Origin of the sequence: Bacillus sp. AFS040349 (genome assembly GCF_002577655.1) — a bacterium.
GTDB lineage: Bacteria > Bacillota > Bacilli > Bacillales > Bacillaceae > Metabacillus.
In genome coordinates, this window is sequence record NZ_NUMC01000047.1 from 19,717 (window position 1) to 41,138 (window position 21,422).

Below are 21,422 nucleotides of genomic sequence, written 5' to 3' on the forward strand. Positions count from 1 at the left end.
AATTATGTAAGACCAAACAACTACTTACGAGTTAATTAATGATAAAGGGTTTTTATGGTGGTAATATATACCTAATAATAAATTATGATTGATAAATCGGATTTTGAAGTGGGTCAAGAGTAAAAGTAACCTTGATAGATAAAACAGTGGAAAATCATTGGGACCCAAATGGCTTTAAAGTCAAAGAGATAGATATTATTAATTAATCCCTTTTTTTCTTGAACGGGTGCTTTAATATAATAATGATCTTCCGCAATCGAAGCGCGAATGTGTAACATTCGTGTCTTTTTTATGTAAAAGGCCATATAGTTGAATAAAGGGATTTAGTAAAAAACTTTTTTGTCACGTAATTTTTGGTTCCATCATGCGTGCGTCCTCAAATCAAAATTCATGTGTTTGTATCTATAATAAGATGAATGGGCTGTCTCAGCTTATTTTATTTCTGCATTATTTTGGATGGCACGCCTAATAGCTTCCTGAATACTGAATGTCTCTGCTTACTCCTCCTCTTCATAAGGAACAAGCCAGTCACGTGCATAAAATTGAAAGTCCATTAAGGTTTTCCCGACTTATAATCGTTCACCCAAAGGTGAGCCTGTAATGTATATCTAAACAAATCCTTCGTATTCCAAAAGTATACTCCCTACACAGTTTGTACATGTTAAGAGTAATACAAGGGAGGGATTTCAGTTGGAATGGATTTTTGGTCTATATCTATTAAATGCACTCTTTATGTTATTTATAGCAATTTGGGAAGTTCGTCGGCCTGCCAAGGCTTTGAATTGGATAATAATCGTCCTTATTTTACCTGTCATTGGTTTCTGGCTATATCTTAGCATATCAAATCCTAAGCTTATTCATCGGAAAAGATTGACCTCTTCTCAAAATGAGTCTGACAAATTACCTGATACATATAGTGATTCAGCATCGGTAATCGCCGATGCTTTACGACATTTCACTGTACATGGGCTTCAAGTCGGCCAAGTCCAAGTACTTAACAATGGAATAGCAAAATATGAACAACTCATCGAATCCCTACAAAAAGCCCAAAAAACCATTGATATGGAATATTTCATCTATCGGAATGACCAAATTGGTAATCGTATCACAGAATTGCTGATCGAAAAAGCAGTAAACGGAGTCCGGGTTCGTTTTATGAGAGATGGTTGGGGGAGTAAAAAATTTCCTCGTCAAAAAATCCTTCAGATGGTGGAAGCAGGGATAGAATGCCGGACCATATTTCCATTACGCTTTCCCTGGATTTTGTCAAATTGGAATTATAGGGATCATTGTAAGATTGTCACCGTCGACGGAAAGAAAGCCTTTACTGGTGGCATGAACGTAGGATATGAATATACAGGATTGAAGCCTGACGTTGGCTTCTGGCGGGATACTCATTTGCAAATCATAGGAGAAGCATCAGTCGATTTGCAGACTGTCTTTGACGTTCATTGGAATATCGCTGTGCCGGACCGGATAAAGTCGAAAACAAATCAGAAAACAAAATCTGAGGAAACGAAAATTAATCCAATCGGCAGAGTAGATTTTTCCAGATGGTCAGCTGAATGGGGATCAGAGTTGAGCACCTTAGATGGTAATGAGATGGACATATCCCCAAGGACAGGGACATTACAAAAAGCGTACATCCATACGTTAGAAGGAAACCCTGGAATTCCTACCCCAGTTATTCGGCAAGCTTACTTTATATGCATAACACAGGCGATCAAGACTATCGATATAACAACACCCTACTTTGTACCGGAAACGGATATTATCATGGCATTAAAGATAGCTGTGGCTCGTGGTGTGCGCGTAAGATTACTGGTTCCTCGCCATGTTGATCAAAAAATCGTGGGCTTTGCAAGTCGTACCTATTACGGAGAACTTATAGAAGCTGGAGTCCATATCTATCAGTACGACAAAGGGATGTTGCATGCGAAGCTGATGATCATTGATGAGGAAATTGCAGAAGTAGGCTCAGTAAACTATGATTTGAGAAGTTTTCGTCTGAATTATGAGGTGTGTCAAGTCTTGTACAGTGCTGATGTGGCGAGGGAACTTACACAGCAATTCGAGCGTGATCTTACTGATTCTTTCCCCTTAAGAATCGAAGACTTGCTACAACGATCCTTGACCGAGCGCATTGTTGAACAGGGTGCTCGTCTGCTTTCTCCATTATTATAAGTTGAAATATCCTTTTTTTATTGTTCTATCTTAAATCTAGATTTTAAAAATTTTGTTGCTGTAAAATGCTTCTGATTTATTTGAAAAAATCAAAACATGTTAGAAGTAATTCTAACCCGTTCGGTTGAGAGGGAGAAAAAACATTTGCAGTTGTTTTTGCAGGTGAAAAAACAACGCCTTTTGCAGGCTGTTTTGAAGTGGAAAATGAATGCGAAATTGTACAAAAAAGAGGCGCTGCCATATGATTGCAGTGCCTCTTTTTAATGGGTTATTCAATTAAAGCCCCGTTAGAAAAATATAAACATACAAGAACTGGTAGTCCCATAATAAAAACAGCTATTTATAAAATCAATGTGGTTGATATCTTCATCAAAACACTTCTCATTATTTTTTCAAAATGTTAATCGTTTTTTGGTTGCTCATCCAAGACGTTCTTTAAAGGTTTTTGAAGAACGTTCACAAAAGCTACGAAGACGCTTGTTGCTAAAATACCCATTAGACCTAGTGATATCGGACCTGCGGGGTCATCACCTGTGAATTGAGCAAGCACCCTTAAATAAACTATTGCTATTAAAATGAAGAAAATGAAAGTAAAAGCACATTTTTTTATTACCTTCAAAGATTGAAGAGATAACTCAGAGCAAGCATTGTTCTTTTCGATATAGGTTAAAAGTTTAAATACTTGTTACAACACTACAGACAACGTTATACATATTCCATATGCACATGCCAAAAGTGGATATAGCGAATAATCACCCGGTCGCTCTATCGCATCTCTTCTGGCTGCTCCAGGCAACCAATATATACACAACGCCAGCACCGCAATTCCAATAAGAAAAGCAATGACCTTTAAGAAAAAAGTTGAACCTAGTTTAGCTTTCATTTAAAGCACCCCGCTGATTTAGTGATAAAATCACTTTAACATAGGATTTATTGATTTACAATAAATATTTTTTGTATTCCGTTATATTGTTATTGTTATAATTTGATTCCGATGATGAAAATATTGAGGCTTTCTCATTTCAAAGAAACACCCCTTTAAAAAGTTAAAATTATAACTCCTACCGCTTACCTGCCTTTAATGAAACATCACGGGCATTTAATTATTCAGAATAGCCTGTAAACACCAACTTATCATAAGCCGAATGCAATAACGACTCTTCCGGCTAATTTGCAAACCAAATGCAGCCCAATTTGCTACAGCACGTAAATTTATGGGGTAGAGTAAATTGGCCTGCAAATTAGTACGCAAAATCATGTGAAAAAAACCAAAACCATTGGTATGTCAATAAAAAAAGCGATACAAAATGCTATGCAAATTGTACCGCAAATCACCTTGCAATTTATTGGTTTCTCCCTCTCATCCGAACGGGTTAGAAGTAATTCTAGCATGGGTTTTTTCTTACGATGGAAATTTATTACTAAAAAAAGGTAATACTAAAAAGGTAAGTCAAAAAGTTTGAATTCAAAAATATCTGTTACCTTTTAATTTTAAAATAGGGGTGATATCAATAGATAATATATTTGAAAATTTTAATGAAATACGTTTTTTAGAAGATAAACTGTACCTTTTAGAATTAAATGATTGGCTAAAGAATGAGTTTTTAACTTGGGAATGGTGGATATTAGTCTGTTTTTTAGTTGTACCTTGGGTAATATGGGCTAAACTTGTTAAGCGAGACAAGATTTTAGAAATTTTGTTGTTTGGTACCATAATTATTATAACAACAACCTTATTAGATGTAGTTGGTTTACAATATAGGTTTTGGGATTATCCAATTGCATTCCTACCTATTATTCCTAGGGCCTTTCCTTTTGATTTTTCAATGATACCTGTAGCTTACATGTTATTATATCAATATTTTAGAACATGGAAATTTTTTATAACCTCCTTAATCATTATGGCACTAACATACGCCTTTATTGGTGAACCTTTTTGCGAGTGGGTAAAACTTGTTTATTATTTAGAGTGGAGATACAGTTATTCATTCATATATTACATCATCGTTGGAATTGGAATTCGAGCTTTAATACAAAAACTATCTCAAACTCAAGATCTTACAATTAAGTAAAATTTATATTGGAGGAAAAAAACTTTGGAAGAAGTTAATATTGGTTTACTCACGATTAAAACCATCGTAGGTTTTGTCACCTTATTTTTTATCATTATCGTAACAGGAAGAACATCCATCTATCAGTTAACCCCGTTTCACTTAGTTTTTGTGTTAGTACTTGGAGATTTTTTAGGGAATACCATTTATGAAGATAAGGTAAGGACTTTTCATTTTTTATATGCCATCGGATTGTGGACGCTTCTTATGTTGGGAATAGAGTTTTTGACTCTAAAAAATAAATCGACACGTTCTCTCTTATTAGGCGATCCTAACATCATCATTCGAGAAGGTGTTATGGACAGAAAGTTACTTACAAAGAACAAATTGGATGTAAATCAAGTATTGAGTATACTTCGACAAAATAATGTTTTTTCAGTTCGCGAAGTCAAATACGGTATATTGGAAGCTAATGGACAAATAAGTATATTATTAAAATCCAAGTATCAAAAACTTGATAAGCAAGATCTCAATCTTCCAGAAAGTCCAGTAGAACTTCCAATATCGTTAATTATAGATGGGGAAATTTTATCAGATAATTTACATGAACTTGGACTTGATCAACAGTGGTTAGATAACCAATTAACTATCAATGGATATGATAATATAAAGCGTATACTTTACGCAGATTGGCGAGAAAGTGATGGCATACATATAAGTCCCAAATAAAATTTGTTAGGATAGGAGCATATCAATTTTCTTGGTGAATATAATGTGTATTTAATAATAAGATGGCCAGAGAATCCGTTTTAAGATTTTATCTGATAAGGTGTTTGTTACTTTGGTCTTCCACAATCGGGAGCAATAGTTAAAAATAAGATCATTAAGGCGATCTTATTTTTTTGTGCTAAAAAACATATAGTGTAACAGGGGTATATTGATTATTATGGTAAAATTAATATATGCAAGGGGAGGATTCTTTGAAAAGGTTTATTTATATCATTACCTGTGTTTGTTTTATAGCAGCATGTGCGTCAGAACATTAACTTTAAATGATTTTTACCAGAGAGACATTGAAGATGTAACAAAATAGAAATTATTGATGGAAGCACTGGAGATAAAAAAGTTGTAAATGATAAACAGATTATAGATGACCTTTTATATCAAAAAAAGAAATAAAGTTCATTGATTTGTGATATATTGAAACAATTATTATTTAAAAACGTATTAAGTTGTAATAGGTGCATTAAAAAGAAAAATTTAGATGAAGTTTAATGGAGTTGTTTTTGTTCAAGAATACAGTCACTCCCTAACCTTTTGACTTAAATGAATGTAAAAAACAGATCGCGAAAGTAATACACTCCTTCTACACTACAATAAACCAATTTGTGTGTAAAAAGTTCTGTTTAAATTTGAATAGGTGTTCTTAAAAATGAATCAAAAAGTACACTTTAATTAATATGTAAAATTTATATAGGTAACTGCAATTTTCTAAGATCCACTCATATACATATAAATGATGTCAATATGGGGGAGAGATATGTTTGAAATATGATATTACAAGAGATTTTATAAGCCATGGTAATTTGCGCTCTGGTGAAAAGATAAACGATGTTAAGTTTATAGTGAGTCATGACACTGGAAATCCTGGTGCAAGTGCTTATGCAAATCGAAATTATTTCGACAGAATTCAACCGTCTGCAACTGCTCACACGTTTATCGATGATAAGTACATCTTAGAGATAATTCCTACAGATGAAAAGGCATGGCATGTTCTATATGGAGTAGAGAAAGATGATTCATTATAGGGTGAGGACGAAAATGATGCTGCAATTGGAGTTGAACTAACATATAGAGGGGACATAGCCTTTTGGGAGGCTTACAGGAGATATGTGTGGTACCCATGCCTACTTAGTTGATAAATACAACCTTAATCCTAGAACAGACATCATTGCTCACAGTTCATTAGACCCCTCAAGAAGAACAGATTCGCAAAATGCTCTTAATAGGTACGGAATCTCATGGGATCAATTTATTGATGATGTGGTACAGGCGACTGAGAAGTATTTTAAAGTAAAGATATTCCTGAACGTGTTGTTAAGGGGGAATCTGTCGAATTACCATTAAATATAGGTGATGAGGGTCCTTTTGTTAGAGACATACAAAAGGATCTAATTAAAGCTAGAATTGGTTTCTAATGTACGGCGCAGATGGCATATATGGATCAGAAACTAAACGAGCAGTAATGAGGTTTCAGAAAAAAATATGATTTGCTTCTCGATGGACTTGTTGGACCAAATACATTAAATAAGTTAAAAGAGGTAACTTCATCAAGTCGAAGTATAAATGACTTTCCTTTACCAAATGGTATTTTATCAAGGGGAGATGAAGGGCCTAAGGTGGAGTAATTACAAAGAGCTTTAAAAGAAATAAATTTTGATCCAAAATACATTGATGGAATTTACAGACCTTTAACTGAAGATTCCGTAAGAAGATTTCAATCAATGTATGCTGCTTTAGCAAACGACGGTATTTATGGTTCAAATACGCGACAGTATATAGAAATGGAACTGGAGGGAAATGGTTAAATAATATCTAATCTAATATCTAAAAATGCCAAGAAGAGGATTCTCTTGTTGGCATTTTTACCGTAACGAGTGTGAGGATAAACCATATTGTATAATGAAAACTTTTTTAGGAGGTGGGGATAATTAAAAACTTGATACCTATAACCTTAATTTTTATTTGTTCAGACTGTGCATGGTTTATTCCATCAGACCAAATTCATAGTCAGATTCCCTCTTTAGAGGTTTTCGGAAAAATGGGAACTGTGTTATCTGCTATGTTATTCTTTATAATATGTGCAATTAAACTGTTATTTACAGTCTCAAAATAGTAGATCATTGGTCTATTTTAACTCAAAGTTTTAAAGTTAGCCATTAAAGACTTATGATTAATTATAAATTTGGTAGGGCTATATATTTAAATCTTAAATTTATTATTACTAATTTTTTAATGATGGGTCCTTGAATACTTAGAGGAACCGAGACGACACAATAAAGGTTTTCTGATCAATCATCAATTAAGGTGAACTAAGTTTTATATCGTCCTCTTAGCTAGAGTAAGCTAAAAGGACGATAACAAATTATCGATATAAATTACAATGTAATCTCAGTAGAAAAAGATTTAACCCAATAAAAAACTCAAGTTATTTGATTTGAATTGTATAGCTTTTATTAAATGCCACGTTATTGAATATCAGGTAATAACCTGTCAGCAAGCTTTCTTTTTTAATACCTATAAACACTATAGCATGTATTAGCCTGTGGCTCATAATAACAATGTTGTTTATATTGTCCCGCAAATGGTTGATTATACCATGTAGGTGGACACGAACCATACGGATTAAAATACCAAAGAGCATACTTAGAAGGATGTTGTCTCCAATACTTTATTACTTCTCGAGCCAATTTTCTTTCTACATTTCTTGCTGGTCTGTAAAATAAACTACCTTTTTGTACTGCTTCAAAAGAGTAATTTCCACCTTGAACCTGAAAAATCACATCTCGTATGGTTCTTACATCCTTAAAATCTAAACAATCAGCTACTGCTCGATTCACAATGACATTCCCAACCATGAGCATTCCTAGTCGCCCTTCACCGACGGCCTCTGCATGTATCATCCTAGCTATTAAATCAACGTCATTGTTGGTATGTTTTACTCTTGTCACTTATAATCACCTCTACCAATAATTGTATTAAAAACAGTCTGCAAAAATGTCAAGTGATTACATTAGGGGAGTCTATCAGTATTAGGATCCTCATGCGTTATTGTAAGTTATGACACTATTAATGACTGCTTTCCTTTTGAATAAAAAATATATTAGTACATAAAATATTTCTACAGACGGAATGGATGTGGTAGTATGCCTGAGCTTGATTTAAATATTGAAGGGCGTAAACCTCGCAAACGTGATGGCTCGTCAAAATTTTGTGGCATTAGTCTCAAATAGGTTTTCGTTTTAATCGCAATAGACCGTCAAAAGGCAACATATTTTCTATGTGTACTTGGTAGAGGCAGAATTGTTAAAACTCAATTAGATAAGGCTGTTGGTTCTAAACTATCATAGGACAACACTCATTGTACCGATGCTTGGAGAGCTTTTTCTACTATGAAACAGCAAAGAGCATTAACGCTTTAAGTCAGTAGATGGTACAGAACGTGTAAAAGGATTGTATCATATCCAAACCGTCAATAACTATCACAGCGGTTTAAAAGTTGGCAGCAATGTTTTAATGGTGTGGCAACAAAATTCCTTGACCATTATTTGATTAAATATAGAACGTTTTAGACTTGACACCTGAAGGTGCATGGATGGTGTATCTTGCTGGTGTAATTTTAATACCTCTTTCCCTTTTGTTAAAGAAACACCTTTCTTGGAAAGAATGGTATACAACTTTTGGTGTAGTAGGATTCCTTGCTTGGTTAGGAAACATTGTCTCTTTTATTCAACTGGACGTACTTGATTCAGGAAAACCCTCAATAGGTAGTATTCCAGATACAATAATGTTTGCCATTGCGCCTGCATGTATTAGTGTAATTTATTGTAATTATTATACTTCTTCTAATTCAAAATGGGTTGTTGCAACCATATTCACTGTCGGTTCTTTGATTACCGAGTATCTTTTAGTCAAACGTTGGTTTCCTAAAACAAAAGGGTTGGGAAATTTGGTATTCAACGCCTTTTTATGTAATAATGTTTTTTCTTTTTCTTCCATGGCACATTAAATTTATTAAGGATAAAAAGGTTCCTATATTGAACAAGAAGAAATAATATAAAGTCATTTGCTGCGCAGTCAACCATGTATTTTAAAACCCGAGATACACCACAGAGAATGAAAATAAGTATACATAGTCCATACTGATTCTACGGCTGGCTGAGGAAGGTCGATGTACTGTGGGCGATTGAGCCCTTTGCGCAGTCTGACTCCTTCGACCAAGGTGCACCACTTATTGTTGCTCCCTTCAGGGAAGCACTCATGGTAGATTAATCCTATTCTGGTTGTTGCACCAGCCTCTAATATTATTTGCCGTGTAAGGATGTTTTCAATGGATATAATCATCGAGAGAGCCTGTGGGATGGATGGTCCATAAAGACAACATTACTGCATGCGTTATAAGACCAAAAGGGAAGGAGATTGAGACCTTCTTCTCCACAAAGACTTCATCTCTAATTCAGTTGATTGACTGGATTAAGAAACATAAGTGCACTCATGTTGAATGGAAAGTACTGGTGTTTACTGGAAACCTATTGTCAACTTACTTGAATCGGAGGATATTGAATTTCTTGTAGTGAATGCTCAACATATTAAGTCGGTCCCTGGACGAAAAACGGATGTAAAAGATGAAGAATGGATCGCTAGAATGCTCTTTTATGCTACATGCATGGAATGGGGGCTCCAAGAATGGATGAAGAGCCTTCTGAAGAAGGGAATGAAAAGTCTGGCATGGATGAAGAAGTACCAGATTTAGATGAAGAACCTTCTGAAGAAGCACAAAATGAATAATAGATAAGATAAGCATTGCAACTGACAATTTCTTTATAGAACTCCTATTTATTTGGGGTTCTTTTTTCCTTTTTTACTATCCAAGTACATAATAAGAAATCCTGCAACACAAGTTACAGGATTGAAAATATTTTATTCAGATTGTGACTGCTGCTGAGTCATGATTGCACTTTGTACTTGGCTAACTGCAGTTTGAGCTTGTGCAATTTCATTTGCTGCTTGTTTTATAGCTTCTTGAGCCATAACTTGGTCAGATGAGGACTTTTCAATGGCTTGAGTTAACAATTCTTTTGTTAAAGTCACGTTTGCTTTTGCTTGGTTTAACTGGTTAATATCAATTTGTTGTTGTGGCATGTGAATCTCTCCTTTAAGCAATTATGAAATACTTTAATATAATGTCCAGGGATTCTTAATATATAAAAAATATTAATTTACATTTTTTGTATTTTTTCCAACAGTGTTATTTGACAACAGAAATTTATAAATTTGTCTTTACTTCAATTTTTCAAGTTTATATTTGAACCTTATTTTGTGATGATATTTCGTTATAGAACAATTTCTATACTTTTTTAATACCATTGTATGGAATCCATGTTCATGGAAAAAATTTATATAATTTATATAATTTTTATTATTTCTTATAAACTTTCCTTTATCAAGTTTTTTCATAGATCAATTACAAATTGATTTATGATCCTTAAGGGTAGGCTCCATAACAATAATTTTCCCTGATTGCATTTTAAGAAAAAATTGATGTGAATTTATTTTCGACACGTATACTGACAAAGGTAGCGTGTCTTTTTTGTTGCTTATCTAGTGATTAAAAAAGACATAAATTAAATGAATGTTTTGTGTTCTTTTTAAGCAAGCTATTTCTTGTAATAGTTTTTAACAAAGGAGGATCGAAAATGACAGTTGTAAAACAAGTGAAAACGACGTTAGCTGGATTAAAAAGTGCACAAGCAAGCTTTGAAACATTTGCTTTAGGTACTGAAAACGAAAATGCAAAATCACTTTATCAATCTGCAGCACAACAAACACAATCAATCATTGATAGTATAGAACCACGTCTTCAAGAGATTGAACAGGAAGAACCACAATACAAACAGCAATAAAGCTTTTCAAAGAGGTTGGTTTTTATGAACCAACCTTTTTCGAACAGAAAAAATGAGGTGTTTCCAATTTGAAACATATAAATATAATCATTCTATCAATCGGTATTATCTCCATCATACTCACTGGATGTACGAACAATTTAAATAATGAAAAAAAGATAAATGTAACAAAGGTAACAAGTAAAGAAACATTAAACGATCAGAGTATATCCAATCACGTTAAGGAATTGCTTGTTAAAGAAAAGGAAGTTCGTGATGTAAAAGCAGTAAACACAGATAAAGAAATTATCGTTGATGCAGCAATAAACCACATGGATCGATTTCAATTAAAAGATATTGAAAAAAGATTAACAAAAATGGTTGAAAAGGAAAATCCAAATCATAAGGTCACGTTATCAACGGATAAAAAAATTTTTCTTGAGCTTGAAAAGTTAGAAAAAAGAATATCGAGTTCTAAATTGAGTAAAAAGAAGTTAGAAGATGAGTTGAAGAAAATTAAGAGTCTTTCAAACGAGCAAACATGAAGAAGGTGAAGGAATGTCAAATAACAAAAAGAAAAATTTAACACCGGTTCAGCAGGAATATCAAACCTTTCAAGATCAACGTGAAGTAAAACGACCTGTTGTCAGTAATTGTATTAAGGCATTTTTTGTTGGTGGAGTGATTTGTTTAATTGGACAAGCAATCCAAACTTTTTTTATCTATAACTTTAATTTTACCGAACAAACTGCAGGTAACCCAACTGTTGCGGTCATGATCTTCATTTCAATGCTTTTAACGGGCTTCGGAGTATATGATCGATTAGCACAATTTGGAGGTGCTGGTTCAGCTGTTCCAGTTACTGGATTTGGAAATGCGGTTATTTCTGCAGCAATTGAACATAGAACAGAAGGGCTCGTATTAGGTGTGGGAGGAAATATGTTTAAATTAGCAGGTTCGGTTATTATGTTTGGAGTTTTTTCAGCATTTATTATAGCCACGATTAAAACGATCCTGATTCAATGGGGTGGCTTGTAATGTTATCTGGATATCGAACGTGGTTGTTTCAAAATGAACCTGTGATTATATCAACAGGAACAGTAGGAGGTCCATTTGAGGCAAACGGAAAGATCCCAGAAGATTTTGACGTATTACATGAAGATATTTGGTTGAGGGAGGACTCTTTTGAAAAGGCACAAAAAGTCATGCTAGAAGAGGCCTGTCAGAGAGCAATGGAAAAAGCGGAAGTTCAACAGGAAGAAGTCCAATTTTTCTTAGGGGGAGACTTAATCAACCAGATTACTCCAACAAGCTTTGCAATGAAAACGTTTGGCATCCCATACTTAGGCTTGTTTGGTGCTTGTTCTACATCTATGGAAGGTTTAGCGCTGGGTGCTTTTCTAGTCAATTATGGTGGATCAACTTGTCTAATGACAGGAGCCTCAAGTCATAATGCTGCAACAGAGAAGCAGTTCAGATACCCAACAGAATATGGTGGTCAAAAACCACCAACATCTCAATGGACAGTTACAGGTGCAGGTGTAGCATTATTAAAAAATAAAGGGGACGGACCACGCGTTACTTCATCTACAATTGGAAGAGTCATTGATATGGGATTAACAGATCCTTTTAATATGGGAGGGGCTATGGCTCCTGCAGCTGTTGATACCATTGAGGTGCATTTAAAGGAGCGAGGGGTTGATCCTTCTTATTATGATTTAATTGTGACGGGTGATCTCGGGCATATTGGTCGAGAAGTTTCTCTTGACCTACTAAAAAAACATAATATTTCAATCGAAGAGGAAAGATTTCAGGATTGTGGGTTGATGATTTATCGTGAGGGACAACCAGTTTTATCTGGGGGAAGTGGTGCTGGATGTTCGGCATCAGTTGTTTATGGACATCTTCTTAACAGAATGAAAAAAGGAGAATTTCGTAAAGTGTTAGTTGTTGCAACTGGAGCCTTACTATCACCTCTAACGTTTCAACAAAATGAAACAATTCCTTGTATTGCACATGCTGTTTCAATTGAGGTAGGGGGTTCTGATACATGATCTTTTTTTGGGCATTTGTGATTGGTGGGCTCATTTGTGTGATTGGTCAAATTATGTTCGATGTGTTTAAACTTACTCCTGGGCACACATTAAGTACATTAGTTGTAGTCGGAGCACTTTTAGATGGTTTTAATTTATATGAGCCTTTGATTGATTTTGCAGGAGCAGGTGCAACAATTCCTATTACAAGCTTTGGCAATGCTCTTGTCCATGGTGCTATGCAGGAAGGAGAGCAACATGGGCTTGTTGGTGTCATCACAGGTATGTTTGAAGTAACAAGTTCTGGTATTTCTGCAGCCATTATTTTTGGGGTATTAGGTGCCTTGATTTTTAAACCAAAAGGATAAGGAGAATATGGGATGACGATTGCATCAAATGTAAAACAGAGTTTTGCCAGCCTTAAAGGTGTAGAAGCTGATTTATCAGATGTAGCTCTCCGTACTCGTGATCATGAATCTAAGCGTATATTACATGAAACAATGATGGTCGTGCATGAAGTCGTAACAGACTTAAAAAAACGAGTTGGAGAATTAGAACAAGAAGAATTCCAATATAAAGGATTTTAAGGTAAGGGGAGTGTAATAATGCCTATATGGCTCGAAGTTGTTACTAGAGTATTTCTATTTATGATCGTTTTGTTTTTTATCACAAAAATTCTAGGCAAAAAACAAATATCACAGCTATCTTTTTTTGAATATGTAACAGGTATTACAATAGGCGGTATAGCAGCGATCGTTATTATTGAGGTCAAACATAATATATTTATTGCAGGCTTAGCAATTGTAGTTACGGCAGCCATCCCTTATGTTGCTGGCCTGATTTCTTTAAAAAGTAAAAAGTTTCGTGATTTTGTAGAAGGAAAAGGTTCTTTATTTATTAAGGATGGCAAAATCATGGAGGATAACCTTAAAAAGGAAAGATACTCGGCAGATGATTTATTGGAGTTACTTCGAAAAAAGGAGGTTTTTCAGGTTTCAGATGTTGAATTTGCGGTGCTTGAACCAACAGGAGATTTATCTGTCATGTTAAAAAAAGAGAATTTGCCTTTAACGGCAAAAGATCTAAACATGAAGGTTGCTTCTATAAAAGAGCCTCAAACAGTAGTTATGGATGGGGCAATATTTGATGAGGCCTTATCCACTATCGGAAGAAATCGATCCTGGTTACATACAGAATTAGAAAAGCTAGGGGTTACGGTTGAAAATGTATTTCTTGGCCAAATAAATTCATACGGAGAGTTAACAGTAGATCTATTTGACGATAAATTAAAAATTCCATCACCTCAACAAAGACCGTTAATTTTAGCAACGTTGAAAAAATGTCAGGCGGATCTAGAGCTGTTTGCTCTTGGTACCGAATCAGACGAAGCAAAGCAAATGTATGCTAGTAATAGTCAAAAGCTGCAAAAGGCTATTGATAAAATTACATCTATATTAACGGATTGATTATTAATTTCTACAACTATATACAATATAAAATAAGATTAATGAAAAAGGAAAGGATTATGATGGGTTCTCGGGAAAGACAGAGAGAGATTAAAAAAGAGGCAGAAAGTTTAGAAAAGTATTTTAACAATCCAATAATTTATAGAGAAATTCATGGAGACAAAGTGTTTATACCTTTAAACTTAAATAAAGTTTGGGGTAAGATTGAATAAAAGATTATTAATTTTAAGCGTAGTGTCGTACTATTATTTAAAAATAAATTATATGAATAACAAATTCCTTTGCACATTTAATATTACATATAGTCGTAGATGAATATCTCCACATTAAATTAAGATGGTATTATTATCTCATGGAAGATGGTATAGAGTGGTCAACAATGTTAGTCATCCCTATATACATTGAAATTAATATATTATTTCCCTTTTAGTTCAACCCGTAAAAAAACAAGCACTATATATTACATTTTATGTAATAATTTCAATCATATTTGAATTATTTTTCAATTAACTATGTTGCATTACATCAAGTAAAATTTATGGAATTCAACGTTATTCGATTTCTTTTTATTTCCATTACTGGTTCTAAATCTAAATTTGATTAAAAGATTGGTGGATATTTCAAAGTAGGCTTTTATGTGATAACACCTTCTGTGGATTAAATCTGTCCTTATAACCGCGTCTTTGCTACGCAGTACAACGATATTTTGAATTAATGATCTTCAACAATAGAAGCGCATTTCTGGAACAAGGAATGGTGCTTATTTCTGTTAAGGGCGTAATGTTGAATAAAATTGTGCACGGAATATGCTAAAATTAGGAAGGGATTACTAAAATTATACTTAAAGGTGAAATTTATGGATAAAAAGGAACAAGTAACATTAGATGTATGGAATGATAAAATATCTATAAACTTTATTGGAATGAAGAAATTAGCATTTGTAGATTACACTCCTGAGATGTATGAACTAATTAGAGATGCAAGATTTAGAATCCCTGAATTTGAGGAAACTAAAGAAGCTTATAAATATCCGTATTCAAACGAATATAAGAAATCACTACATCAGATTTCATTTGATTATTATTTCGGAGAAGAAATGCGGAAAGAGGCCTATAGTAAGGATTTTATAATTGAGCACCTTGATAATAATGGGTTTAATTGCTCAATATCAAACCTTTTTTTATTGAAGAAAATTAAAAATACTTATAAAGGCTGGAATTTTGACAAAGTAGTAGACAGTAGCAAACATATTGCAGCAATGACGATTTATCATGTTATAGAAAACAAGACATTCCAAATAACTATTGCATTCAATGAGTTATACCATAATGATCACATCGGAAAGTCACTTGAAAAAATTCGATTGCTCTACCCTTATAATTATGAAATTGTACTACAGGATGCTGAACAAATAATTGAAACTATATCCAATAGAGAAAATATCAACTTTGAAAGATGGAAAGAAATTTATAGGTTCAAAGATATTCGTATCGAGTATGCACCCGAATTACAATTAACGGAAGAAGAGAAGCAACAACCACCTGGTTCATTAGTCATCAGAGATGGTCATTATTATTTGCTTGTTGGGAAAACGGATACCTCAGTTGGACTGATCACATCGATACCTTATGATAAAAATTGGAACATTAAATGAAGTTATTGTGGTTAAAGGTAAACTTTGTGAAGGCATTACTTAATCTACGAGTACGTCTCTTAAAGAGGTTCGCTTGTTCTTTTTGTACTAACGGGATGTTAGTTTCATAGTCCATGGTTATGATCTACAACAATACAACGATCAAAGCGCTTATCTTGAATATAAAGATAGGCGCTTATATCAGTTGAAGATTATATATTTTCAATATAGGTTAAAAAAATATCGTGTTTTGGCACGAAGTGAAAGGGAAACTATACTAGCTATTCAGCAGTAAAAGTAAAAGTTTCTTTTAAAGGTCTTCCATGTTTATCTTGAGTCCAGACTATCTCCACTTCTAATTCAGTTGCTATTTCAGCCATAAGGAAATTAGCACCATGATAAGAGTCTCCGTTGTTCATTTGTTTTGCTAAAGATTTGGCCATTTCATAGTGGTTTTCATTACACTCTTGTCCATCAGGACAACCAAAAAGCGAGTACTTTGTTTTAGTATTAGGTTCATTTCTAAACATATTAACCTCAACAGAATATACATCTTTACCTATGTTATTAACATCTATAGAGTAAGTATGAAATTTCCCTTTTACAGGTTTTGCTAGATTTTTTCCTTTTTCAGCTTCACCTATCTGTACTGACCACTGTTTAGAAGATTGTTTAACTGGTAATTCATCAAAGGTTAGGGCTTTTGCCTCCAAGGATGTTGCCGCAACCAATAAAAGTAAAAAGGTACATATTGAAATTGAAAATTTTCTAATCATTATTTCCCTCCTTCTATCAGATATAGCCTTAATTTCTCCAAAATTGAATATATTAACGAAAGAACATCCTGTAAAATAATGTAAGTTTGATAATTATATGTAGAATCTTAATCTTTTGAGATGTTAATGATTATTGACATTGATCTTCAGCAATAAAAGCGCTTTAGTTGAACAAAACAATAAACCGAAAGCTTGAATTTCATTATTCAAGCTATTTTGTATGCTATTAATAATTTTATTTATGGTGTTGAACTAATTTGTTTATGTACAATCTGTTTTTTGGATTTTCTCAGCAGTATCGGAACGACTAAATTAAATAGCTCGTACTTTTAAATTTATAAAAAATTTACATTTATTTAAATTACAGTTAATGGTAAATTTGTAATAACAATTTTAAGATGAGGGTTTATATGAAAAAAGCATTGTTGTTATTCTTTGTTTCTACACTAATGGTTGGTTGTGCATATTTTTCAAATGCTGACCCAGAGCCTTTACATCCGTTGTTTTCAAATAATAAAACTAAATATTCTTTATTAGTTGTTGATGAGGCTGGAGAATATGAAATAGGGAACGAATGGTTGGATGAAAATAAAATCTATAATGTTCAAACTGTTCATGGAAGAAATTCCGTAGAAGAGATTAATAATCAATACAAATTCATTGAATTAGAAAGATCTCCAGCTTTCGTAGTTTTTGACACAAAAGATATAGTATTTAAAACATACAGTGAAAAAGAATTAATTGAATTTCTCCAAAATAATTGACCAGGATGTTACTATGCCTATGACTCCTTTTATTAAACAATAAAGGACGCATTAGTGAATAGAACCCTTTGCATAATATATGTTGGAAACTGAGGGAGAAACTACACCATATAAGCTACTTTTTATTATTTTTATTTGTTTTAATTGCCGCGACAATAACAATTAAAATAATTATTCCTACCCAAGTTAAAACTTGAACAACGAAATCCACATTACCACACCTTTCTATTGTTAATGAAGGTTAACAAATATTGTAACTACGATCAACAATTAAAGAGAATGAACAGTTATGTAAGAGGTCATATGATTTAATAATTTTGTAGTTTTATTAATAGAAATATTCAATAATATAAAGTACCCTTCTTAAATAAGGATTGTTAAATCAAAGGGCACATTTCTAAAGCAAGAGAAATAGATTGGAGAGGATTAGATGAATACGAAATTCATACTTTTCTTATTTCTCGCTTTGTCTATTTTATCGGCCTGTAATAATGATAAAGATGAAGTTAAGGATAGCCAAATATATGAGGGCAAGAGATTGACTATCGGTGTCATTGGTAAAACACCGATAGTACGTGAAAAAAACATCATTTTTAAAAATATTGAATTAAAGGATTTAAGTTCAGGAAATCTATCTCCAGAATATAATGCAATCTTTATTATGAAGGAACATTTATCTAAAGCAGCTAAAGCTCCTTATGCTAAAATATACAAAAATTCTGGTATACCATTTTTCTTTATTGAAACGAAAAAATCTTATCTACCTTTTGTAAATGAGGACATGGACTATGAAGACTTCCCTGATTCAAAATCAGGAGATTATGCGGCTGGATTTTACCAAGGTGATGATAATGGAACATATTGGGGTTACGGACTTTACAATAATACAGTTAATGATATAAACATTTTGGATGTTTATTCAAGAATTTTTAATACTATTGAAAATGTTGATAATTGAATGGAAAACAATTAAATGACCAAGCTTCTTTTTCATTTATTACTATTCAACAATAGAAGCGCGATTGTTGAGGATTGCAGACAGAAAATGATCAAATATTTTTATGAAAATTGTATAGTGCTTCATAGTGAATGGACCCGTTTTGATCAATCTTTTTTTCAAAACAGGTTCATTTAATTTGACGTAAAATGTGGATTTTCAGGGTGTTAATGATCAAATTTTATTTTAAAGCTACATCATCTTTTCCTACAAAGTAATACTTTTTATTAAATTCACAAATTTCGCTTTCACCTTCAGCAAAATCATCTGCCTCCGTAAAGAAAACGACAGCATCTTCTAGTAGTTCCGTGTTATAAATAATTACATATAAATTTTCCATACTAATTTCTTCTTCAAATACTAAAACATCCATATTGATTCCTCCATTACAATAATTAACACAAAAAAGCACCGTTGAAAAAGGGCATACCTATAGCCTCTTTCCCAACGGTGCTTCCGTGGATTATTGTGTGTTTTTTAGTTTTATAGATTGATTATACCTACATATTTCTAAAAGTACAAGCAAAAAAATGGCGAGAAATAACACGTTTATTGTGGTTTTAAAAAGTTCGTCCTTATGGTGTAGCTTCAGGAAAATGCGGATTTACAAATATAAGTAATGTACAGATACAAGCTATGCTACTCTTGTTACGCTAGGAAAATAGATTGTTTACAACGATACACTTTACATAGTAGCCAAAACCCATTAAAATTTATATTCATGATAGCCAAAACCCACAATATTAAGGAGGTATTATAATGCCAAGAGTTTATTTGACATTAGAACAGGAATTGTTTAGACGCATCGAAGAAGATGCAAATAAAAATAATATTACTATGAATTTGCTCATGCAAAATATATTCGAAAGAGTTTATTTGGGTGGTTTAAATTACAGTGATATTGTTGAAAAGATAGGGTCAGATACAGTAGGATTCGATTATACTGCTGCACTAAATGAACTTATTAAAGAAACAAATGAAAGAGATGACGGAGAATTTACACTTGTGATGTTAGATTCATTCTCCAAACAATGTATCTCTACAGTTGAAAAGGGCTACTTACAACCGTCCACTTTAAGAGCGAAACTTGGTAAACTTTATAATTCAGTTGTCGAAAAAGATAAGAATAAAGCTAATAAGGATAAAGTTCTTCCAGGTGTTGAAAGGGCTAGAAATGATAATGGAGATTTGAAATTTATATCTAGAACTGCTGTTTATGTTAAGAATTCTATAAAACAAAAGTAGAATGCAGTAATACTAAAACAGCCTACATTAAAACTAATAAAGAGCATGCTTTGATCAATCTTTGTTCAAAACATGCTCTTTATTAACTTTTATATCAAGATTATAGACTCGATTCTATCAAACCTTATTTAAAAGTAAATTATTCTTTGTGGAAGTATTAGGTACTTTTTCATACGTCTGTCGCTTTGTAGTAATATATAACTATATTAATTGAGAAAAAGTAGGTAGATATTAATGGATAATATATTAATTGATATAAAAGATAGTGTATTTGAAAGCAAAGATGAAGCAAGTTTGTATGTGATAAAAGATGTGAATAAACATGGGGATGTATTTATATTCACTATACCGGAGTATTCATTTTCATGGGTTGTTAAGAGTGAAGATGATTTAGAATCATTGAAGTCTTACAGAATTCTAAATAGCGTGGAAATAAAAGAGAAATTAATTAATGAAATGAAAAAAGCAATTAAAAAACTCTAGAGGTTTAACATCGGTGGATATTTCCTTTTCTGCCTCGAAACTACTAGTTACATCATTTTAAGTTTCTAATAACATGTAATAAGAGGTGGTTTATATGATAAGCCCGATGTTACTAGAAAAGGCAATTGAGCCGATTAACGATAATACTTATTTGACAGAATTGAAACTTGATGGGATAAGGCTCATTTGGACTAAATTTAATGATAAGGTTCGTTTATATACACGTCACAATACAGAAGTTACATTTAGATTTAAAGAGCTGCATGATCTAGATATGCCAAACGGTACTATACTCGATGGTGAGCTTATCGTCCCCGGTGATGACGGTAAACCAGAATTTGAGTTAATGATGGAGAGGTTCCAATCCTCTAAAAGTAATCATTTTATTCAGTATTGTGTGTTCGATATCATTCAGTACAATGACCAGAATGTAACGTCCCTTCCTCTTTTAGAAAGAAAAGAATTACTTTCAAAAGTTGTTACACCTATAGAACATGTAGTGTTGGGGCAATTTATTCAAGGGCATGCAGTAGAGTATTTTGATTTAGTAAAAGAAAGAGATTTAGAAGGAATAGTTATTAAGAAGGCGGATAGCCCATATGAACTGAATAAGCGCAGTAAATCATGGATAAAGGTGATTAATTATCAATATGAAAATATCTATCTCACAGCTTTAAAAAAGGGTGAGTTTGGAGTTAACTTGGCATTTGAGGATGGATCTTATGCTGGGCTAATGGAATTCATGCCAACTGACGAAAGAAAGAAACTCTATCAAACAATGAGAAAAGTATCTGAAACTGAAAAATACATTAGGATAGAGCCAATTAAATGCCAGGTGAAATATCGAAATTTAACACGTTCAGGATTATTGCGAATTCCATCTTTTCATCAATGGTTATAAAAAAAGTCAGACCTATTATTTTACTAATCTCCCTTAATCTCTCTGAACTAATTGCTTTTAAGACAGATTCTTGATAAATTTAATATATAGTTATTTTTTCTTGCTCTTATGAGCCTTAATTTTTGAAGCATTCAAGCCCTATGGGTGGTATTTTTTCTTTTTGAAGGAAAAGTCTGCCTATAGGGCTTTTTGTATGCAAAAAACAGTTAAAAGGAGCATTCCTGTTA

General features: G+C 33.1%; 22 protein-coding genes and 5 pseudogenes. 22 read left to right on the plus strand and 5 right to left on the minus strand.

Translation table 11 applies throughout. The features are described 5' to 3' along the window. The first annotated feature begins 690 nt into the window (after positions 1-690). Positions 691-2,184, plus strand: a complete 1,494-nt coding sequence (locus COD11_RS11340) for a phospholipase D-like domain-containing protein (protein WP_098797035.1) — start codon at positions 691-693, stop codon at positions 2,182-2,184. 400 nt (positions 2,185-2,584) lie between these two features. Here the strand turns inward: COD11_RS11340 and COD11_RS11345 are convergent. Then, a pseudogene (locus tag COD11_RS11345) lies at positions 2,585-3,067 on the minus strand (DUF2975 domain-containing protein). A gap of 619 nt (positions 3,068-3,686) precedes the next feature. On the opposite strand from COD11_RS11345, the gene COD11_RS11350 reads away from it, so the two are divergent. The 5 genes and pseudogenes from COD11_RS11350 to COD11_RS11365 all read left to right on the plus strand — a co-directional run. Continuing rightward, on the plus strand, positions 3,687-4,256 hold the full coding sequence (locus COD11_RS11350) for a CBO0543 family protein (protein ID WP_098797036.1): 570 nt from the start codon (positions 3,687-3,689) through the stop codon (positions 4,254-4,256). 24 nt (positions 4,257-4,280) lie between these two features. Further along, positions 4,281-4,964: a DUF421 domain-containing protein gene (locus COD11_RS11355; RefSeq protein ID WP_098797037.1), complete on the plus strand. Its 684-nt coding sequence runs from the start codon at positions 4,281-4,283 to the stop codon at positions 4,962-4,964. Positions 4,965-5,779: 815 nt separating this feature from the next. Next, positions 5,780-6,362 (plus strand): annotated as a pseudogene (locus COD11_RS11360) (peptidoglycan recognition protein family protein). Positions 6,363-6,432: 70 nt separating this feature from the next. Further along, positions 6,433-6,504: a peptidoglycan-binding domain-containing protein gene (locus tag COD11_RS28000; RefSeq protein ID WP_141549681.1), complete on the plus strand. Its 72-nt coding sequence runs from the start codon at positions 6,433-6,435 to the stop codon at positions 6,502-6,504. A gap of 151 nt (positions 6,505-6,655) precedes the next feature. After that, positions 6,656-6,823 (plus strand): annotated as a pseudogene (locus tag COD11_RS11365) (peptidoglycan-binding domain-containing protein); the annotation flags it as partial. A 702-nt stretch (positions 6,824-7,525) separates the two neighbouring features. On the opposite strand, the gene COD11_RS11370 reads toward COD11_RS11365, so the two are convergent. After that, the gene (locus COD11_RS11370) at positions 7,526-7,966 is read right to left on the minus strand and encodes a cell wall hydrolase (protein WP_098797039.1); all 441 of its coding nucleotides are present in this window, start codon (positions 7,964-7,966) and stop codon (positions 7,526-7,528) included. 213 nt (positions 7,967-8,179) lie between these two features. Here COD11_RS11370 and COD11_RS11375 point away from each other — a divergent pair. The 3 genes and pseudogenes from COD11_RS11375 to COD11_RS11385 form a co-directional block, all read left to right on the plus strand. Next, positions 8,180-8,566, plus strand: a pseudogene (locus COD11_RS11375) (IS1595 family transposase); the annotation flags it as partial. A 44-nt stretch (positions 8,567-8,610) separates the two neighbouring features. Next, on the plus strand, positions 8,611-9,024 hold the full coding sequence (locus COD11_RS11380) for a hypothetical protein (protein WP_141549680.1): 414 nt from the start codon (positions 8,611-8,613) through the stop codon (positions 9,022-9,024). Positions 9,025-9,345: 321 nt separating this feature from the next. Next, positions 9,346-9,666: pseudogene (locus tag COD11_RS11385) on the plus strand (IS110 family transposase); the annotation flags it as partial. Positions 9,667-9,935: 269 nt separating this feature from the next. Here COD11_RS11385 and COD11_RS11390 read toward each other — a convergent pair. Further along, complete coding sequence (locus COD11_RS11390; protein ID WP_098797041.1) at positions 9,936-10,157, minus strand: hypothetical protein; 222 nt, start codon at positions 10,155-10,157, stop codon at positions 9,936-9,938. A gap of 554 nt (positions 10,158-10,711) precedes the next feature. On the opposite strand from COD11_RS11390, the gene COD11_RS11395 reads away from it, so the two are divergent. From COD11_RS11395 to COD11_RS11435, 8 genes are all read left to right on the plus strand, one after another. Next, a complete protein-coding gene (locus COD11_RS11395; protein WP_098797042.1) occupies positions 10,712-10,918 on the plus strand; it encodes a DUF1657 domain-containing protein in 207 nt (68 codons plus the stop codon). Between the two features lie 68 nt (positions 10,919-10,986). Then, positions 10,987-11,442: a YhcN/YlaJ family sporulation lipoprotein gene (locus tag COD11_RS11400; protein WP_098797043.1), complete on the plus strand. Its 456-nt coding sequence runs from the start codon at positions 10,987-10,989 to the stop codon at positions 11,440-11,442. 13 nt (positions 11,443-11,455) lie between these two features. Continuing rightward, positions 11,456-11,935 (plus strand): stage V sporulation protein AC, encoded by a 480-nt coding sequence (spoVAC, locus tag COD11_RS11405; protein ID WP_098797044.1) that lies wholly within the window; start codon positions 11,456-11,458, stop codon positions 11,933-11,935. Continuing rightward, positions 11,935-12,951 carry a stage V sporulation protein AD gene (gene spoVAD, locus COD11_RS11410; protein WP_098797045.1) on the plus strand — a complete coding sequence of 339 codons (1,017 nt, stop codon included), beginning with the start codon at positions 11,935-11,937 and terminating at the stop codon, positions 12,949-12,951. The genes spoVAC and spoVAD overlap by 1 nt, the downstream gene beginning before the upstream one ends. Continuing rightward, a complete protein-coding gene (gene spoVAE / locus COD11_RS11415) occupies positions 12,948-13,298 on the plus strand; it encodes a stage V sporulation protein AE (RefSeq protein ID WP_098797046.1) in 351 nt (116 codons plus the stop codon). The genes spoVAD and spoVAE overlap by 4 nt, the downstream gene beginning before the upstream one ends. 12 nt (positions 13,299-13,310) lie before the next feature. Continuing rightward, positions 13,311-13,517, plus strand: coding sequence for a DUF1657 domain-containing protein (locus COD11_RS11420; RefSeq protein WP_098797047.1), 207 nt, complete (start codon positions 13,311-13,313; stop codon positions 13,515-13,517). Between the two features lie 18 nt (positions 13,518-13,535). Beyond that, positions 13,536-14,396 (plus strand): DUF421 domain-containing protein, encoded by an 861-nt coding sequence (locus COD11_RS11425; protein WP_098797048.1) that lies wholly within the window; start codon positions 13,536-13,538, stop codon positions 14,394-14,396. Positions 14,397-15,252: 856 nt separating this feature from the next. Then, positions 15,253-16,050: a hypothetical protein gene (locus COD11_RS11435; protein WP_098797050.1), complete on the plus strand. Its 798-nt coding sequence runs from the start codon at positions 15,253-15,255 to the stop codon at positions 16,048-16,050. 260 nt (positions 16,051-16,310) lie between these two features. On the opposite strand, the gene COD11_RS11440 is transcribed toward COD11_RS11435, so the two are convergent. Beyond that, positions 16,311-16,805, minus strand: coding sequence for a hypothetical protein (locus tag COD11_RS11440; RefSeq protein WP_231309825.1), 495 nt, complete (start codon positions 16,803-16,805; stop codon positions 16,311-16,313). 410 nt (positions 16,806-17,215) lie between these two features. Here COD11_RS11440 and COD11_RS11445 point away from each other — a divergent pair, with 410 nt between their 5' ends. Together COD11_RS11445 and COD11_RS11450 are read left to right on the plus strand one after the other, a co-directional pair. Then, on the plus strand, positions 17,216-17,569 hold the full coding sequence (locus tag COD11_RS11445; protein WP_098797051.1) for a hypothetical protein: 354 nt from the start codon (positions 17,216-17,218) through the stop codon (positions 17,567-17,569). Between the two features lie 430 nt (positions 17,570-17,999). Continuing rightward, positions 18,000-18,527: a hypothetical protein gene (locus COD11_RS11450; RefSeq protein ID WP_098797052.1), complete on the plus strand. Its 528-nt coding sequence runs from the start codon at positions 18,000-18,002 to the stop codon at positions 18,525-18,527. A gap of 220 nt (positions 18,528-18,747) precedes the next feature. Here the strand turns inward: COD11_RS11450 and COD11_RS11455 are convergent, their stop codons facing one another. Then, positions 18,748-18,939 carry a hypothetical protein gene (locus COD11_RS11455; protein WP_098797053.1) on the minus strand — a complete coding sequence of 64 codons (192 nt, stop codon included), beginning with the start codon at positions 18,937-18,939 and terminating at the stop codon, positions 18,748-18,750. 386 nt (positions 18,940-19,325) lie between these two features. On the opposite strand from COD11_RS11455, the gene COD11_RS11460 reads away from it, so the two are divergent. From COD11_RS11460 to COD11_RS11470, 3 genes are all read left to right on the plus strand, one after another. Beyond that, positions 19,326-19,811, plus strand: a complete 486-nt coding sequence (locus COD11_RS11460; RefSeq protein ID WP_098797054.1) for a hypothetical protein — start codon at positions 19,326-19,328, stop codon at positions 19,809-19,811. Positions 19,812-20,045: 234 nt separating this feature from the next. Then, entirely contained in the window at positions 20,046-20,294 is a 249-nt protein-coding gene (locus COD11_RS11465) for a hypothetical protein (RefSeq protein WP_098797055.1), read from the plus strand. A 94-nt stretch (positions 20,295-20,388) separates the two neighbouring features. Next, positions 20,389-21,195: an ATP-dependent DNA ligase gene (locus COD11_RS11470; protein WP_255301605.1), complete on the plus strand. Its 807-nt coding sequence runs from the start codon at positions 20,389-20,391 to the stop codon at positions 21,193-21,195. Positions 21,196-21,422 lie beyond the last annotated feature (227 nt).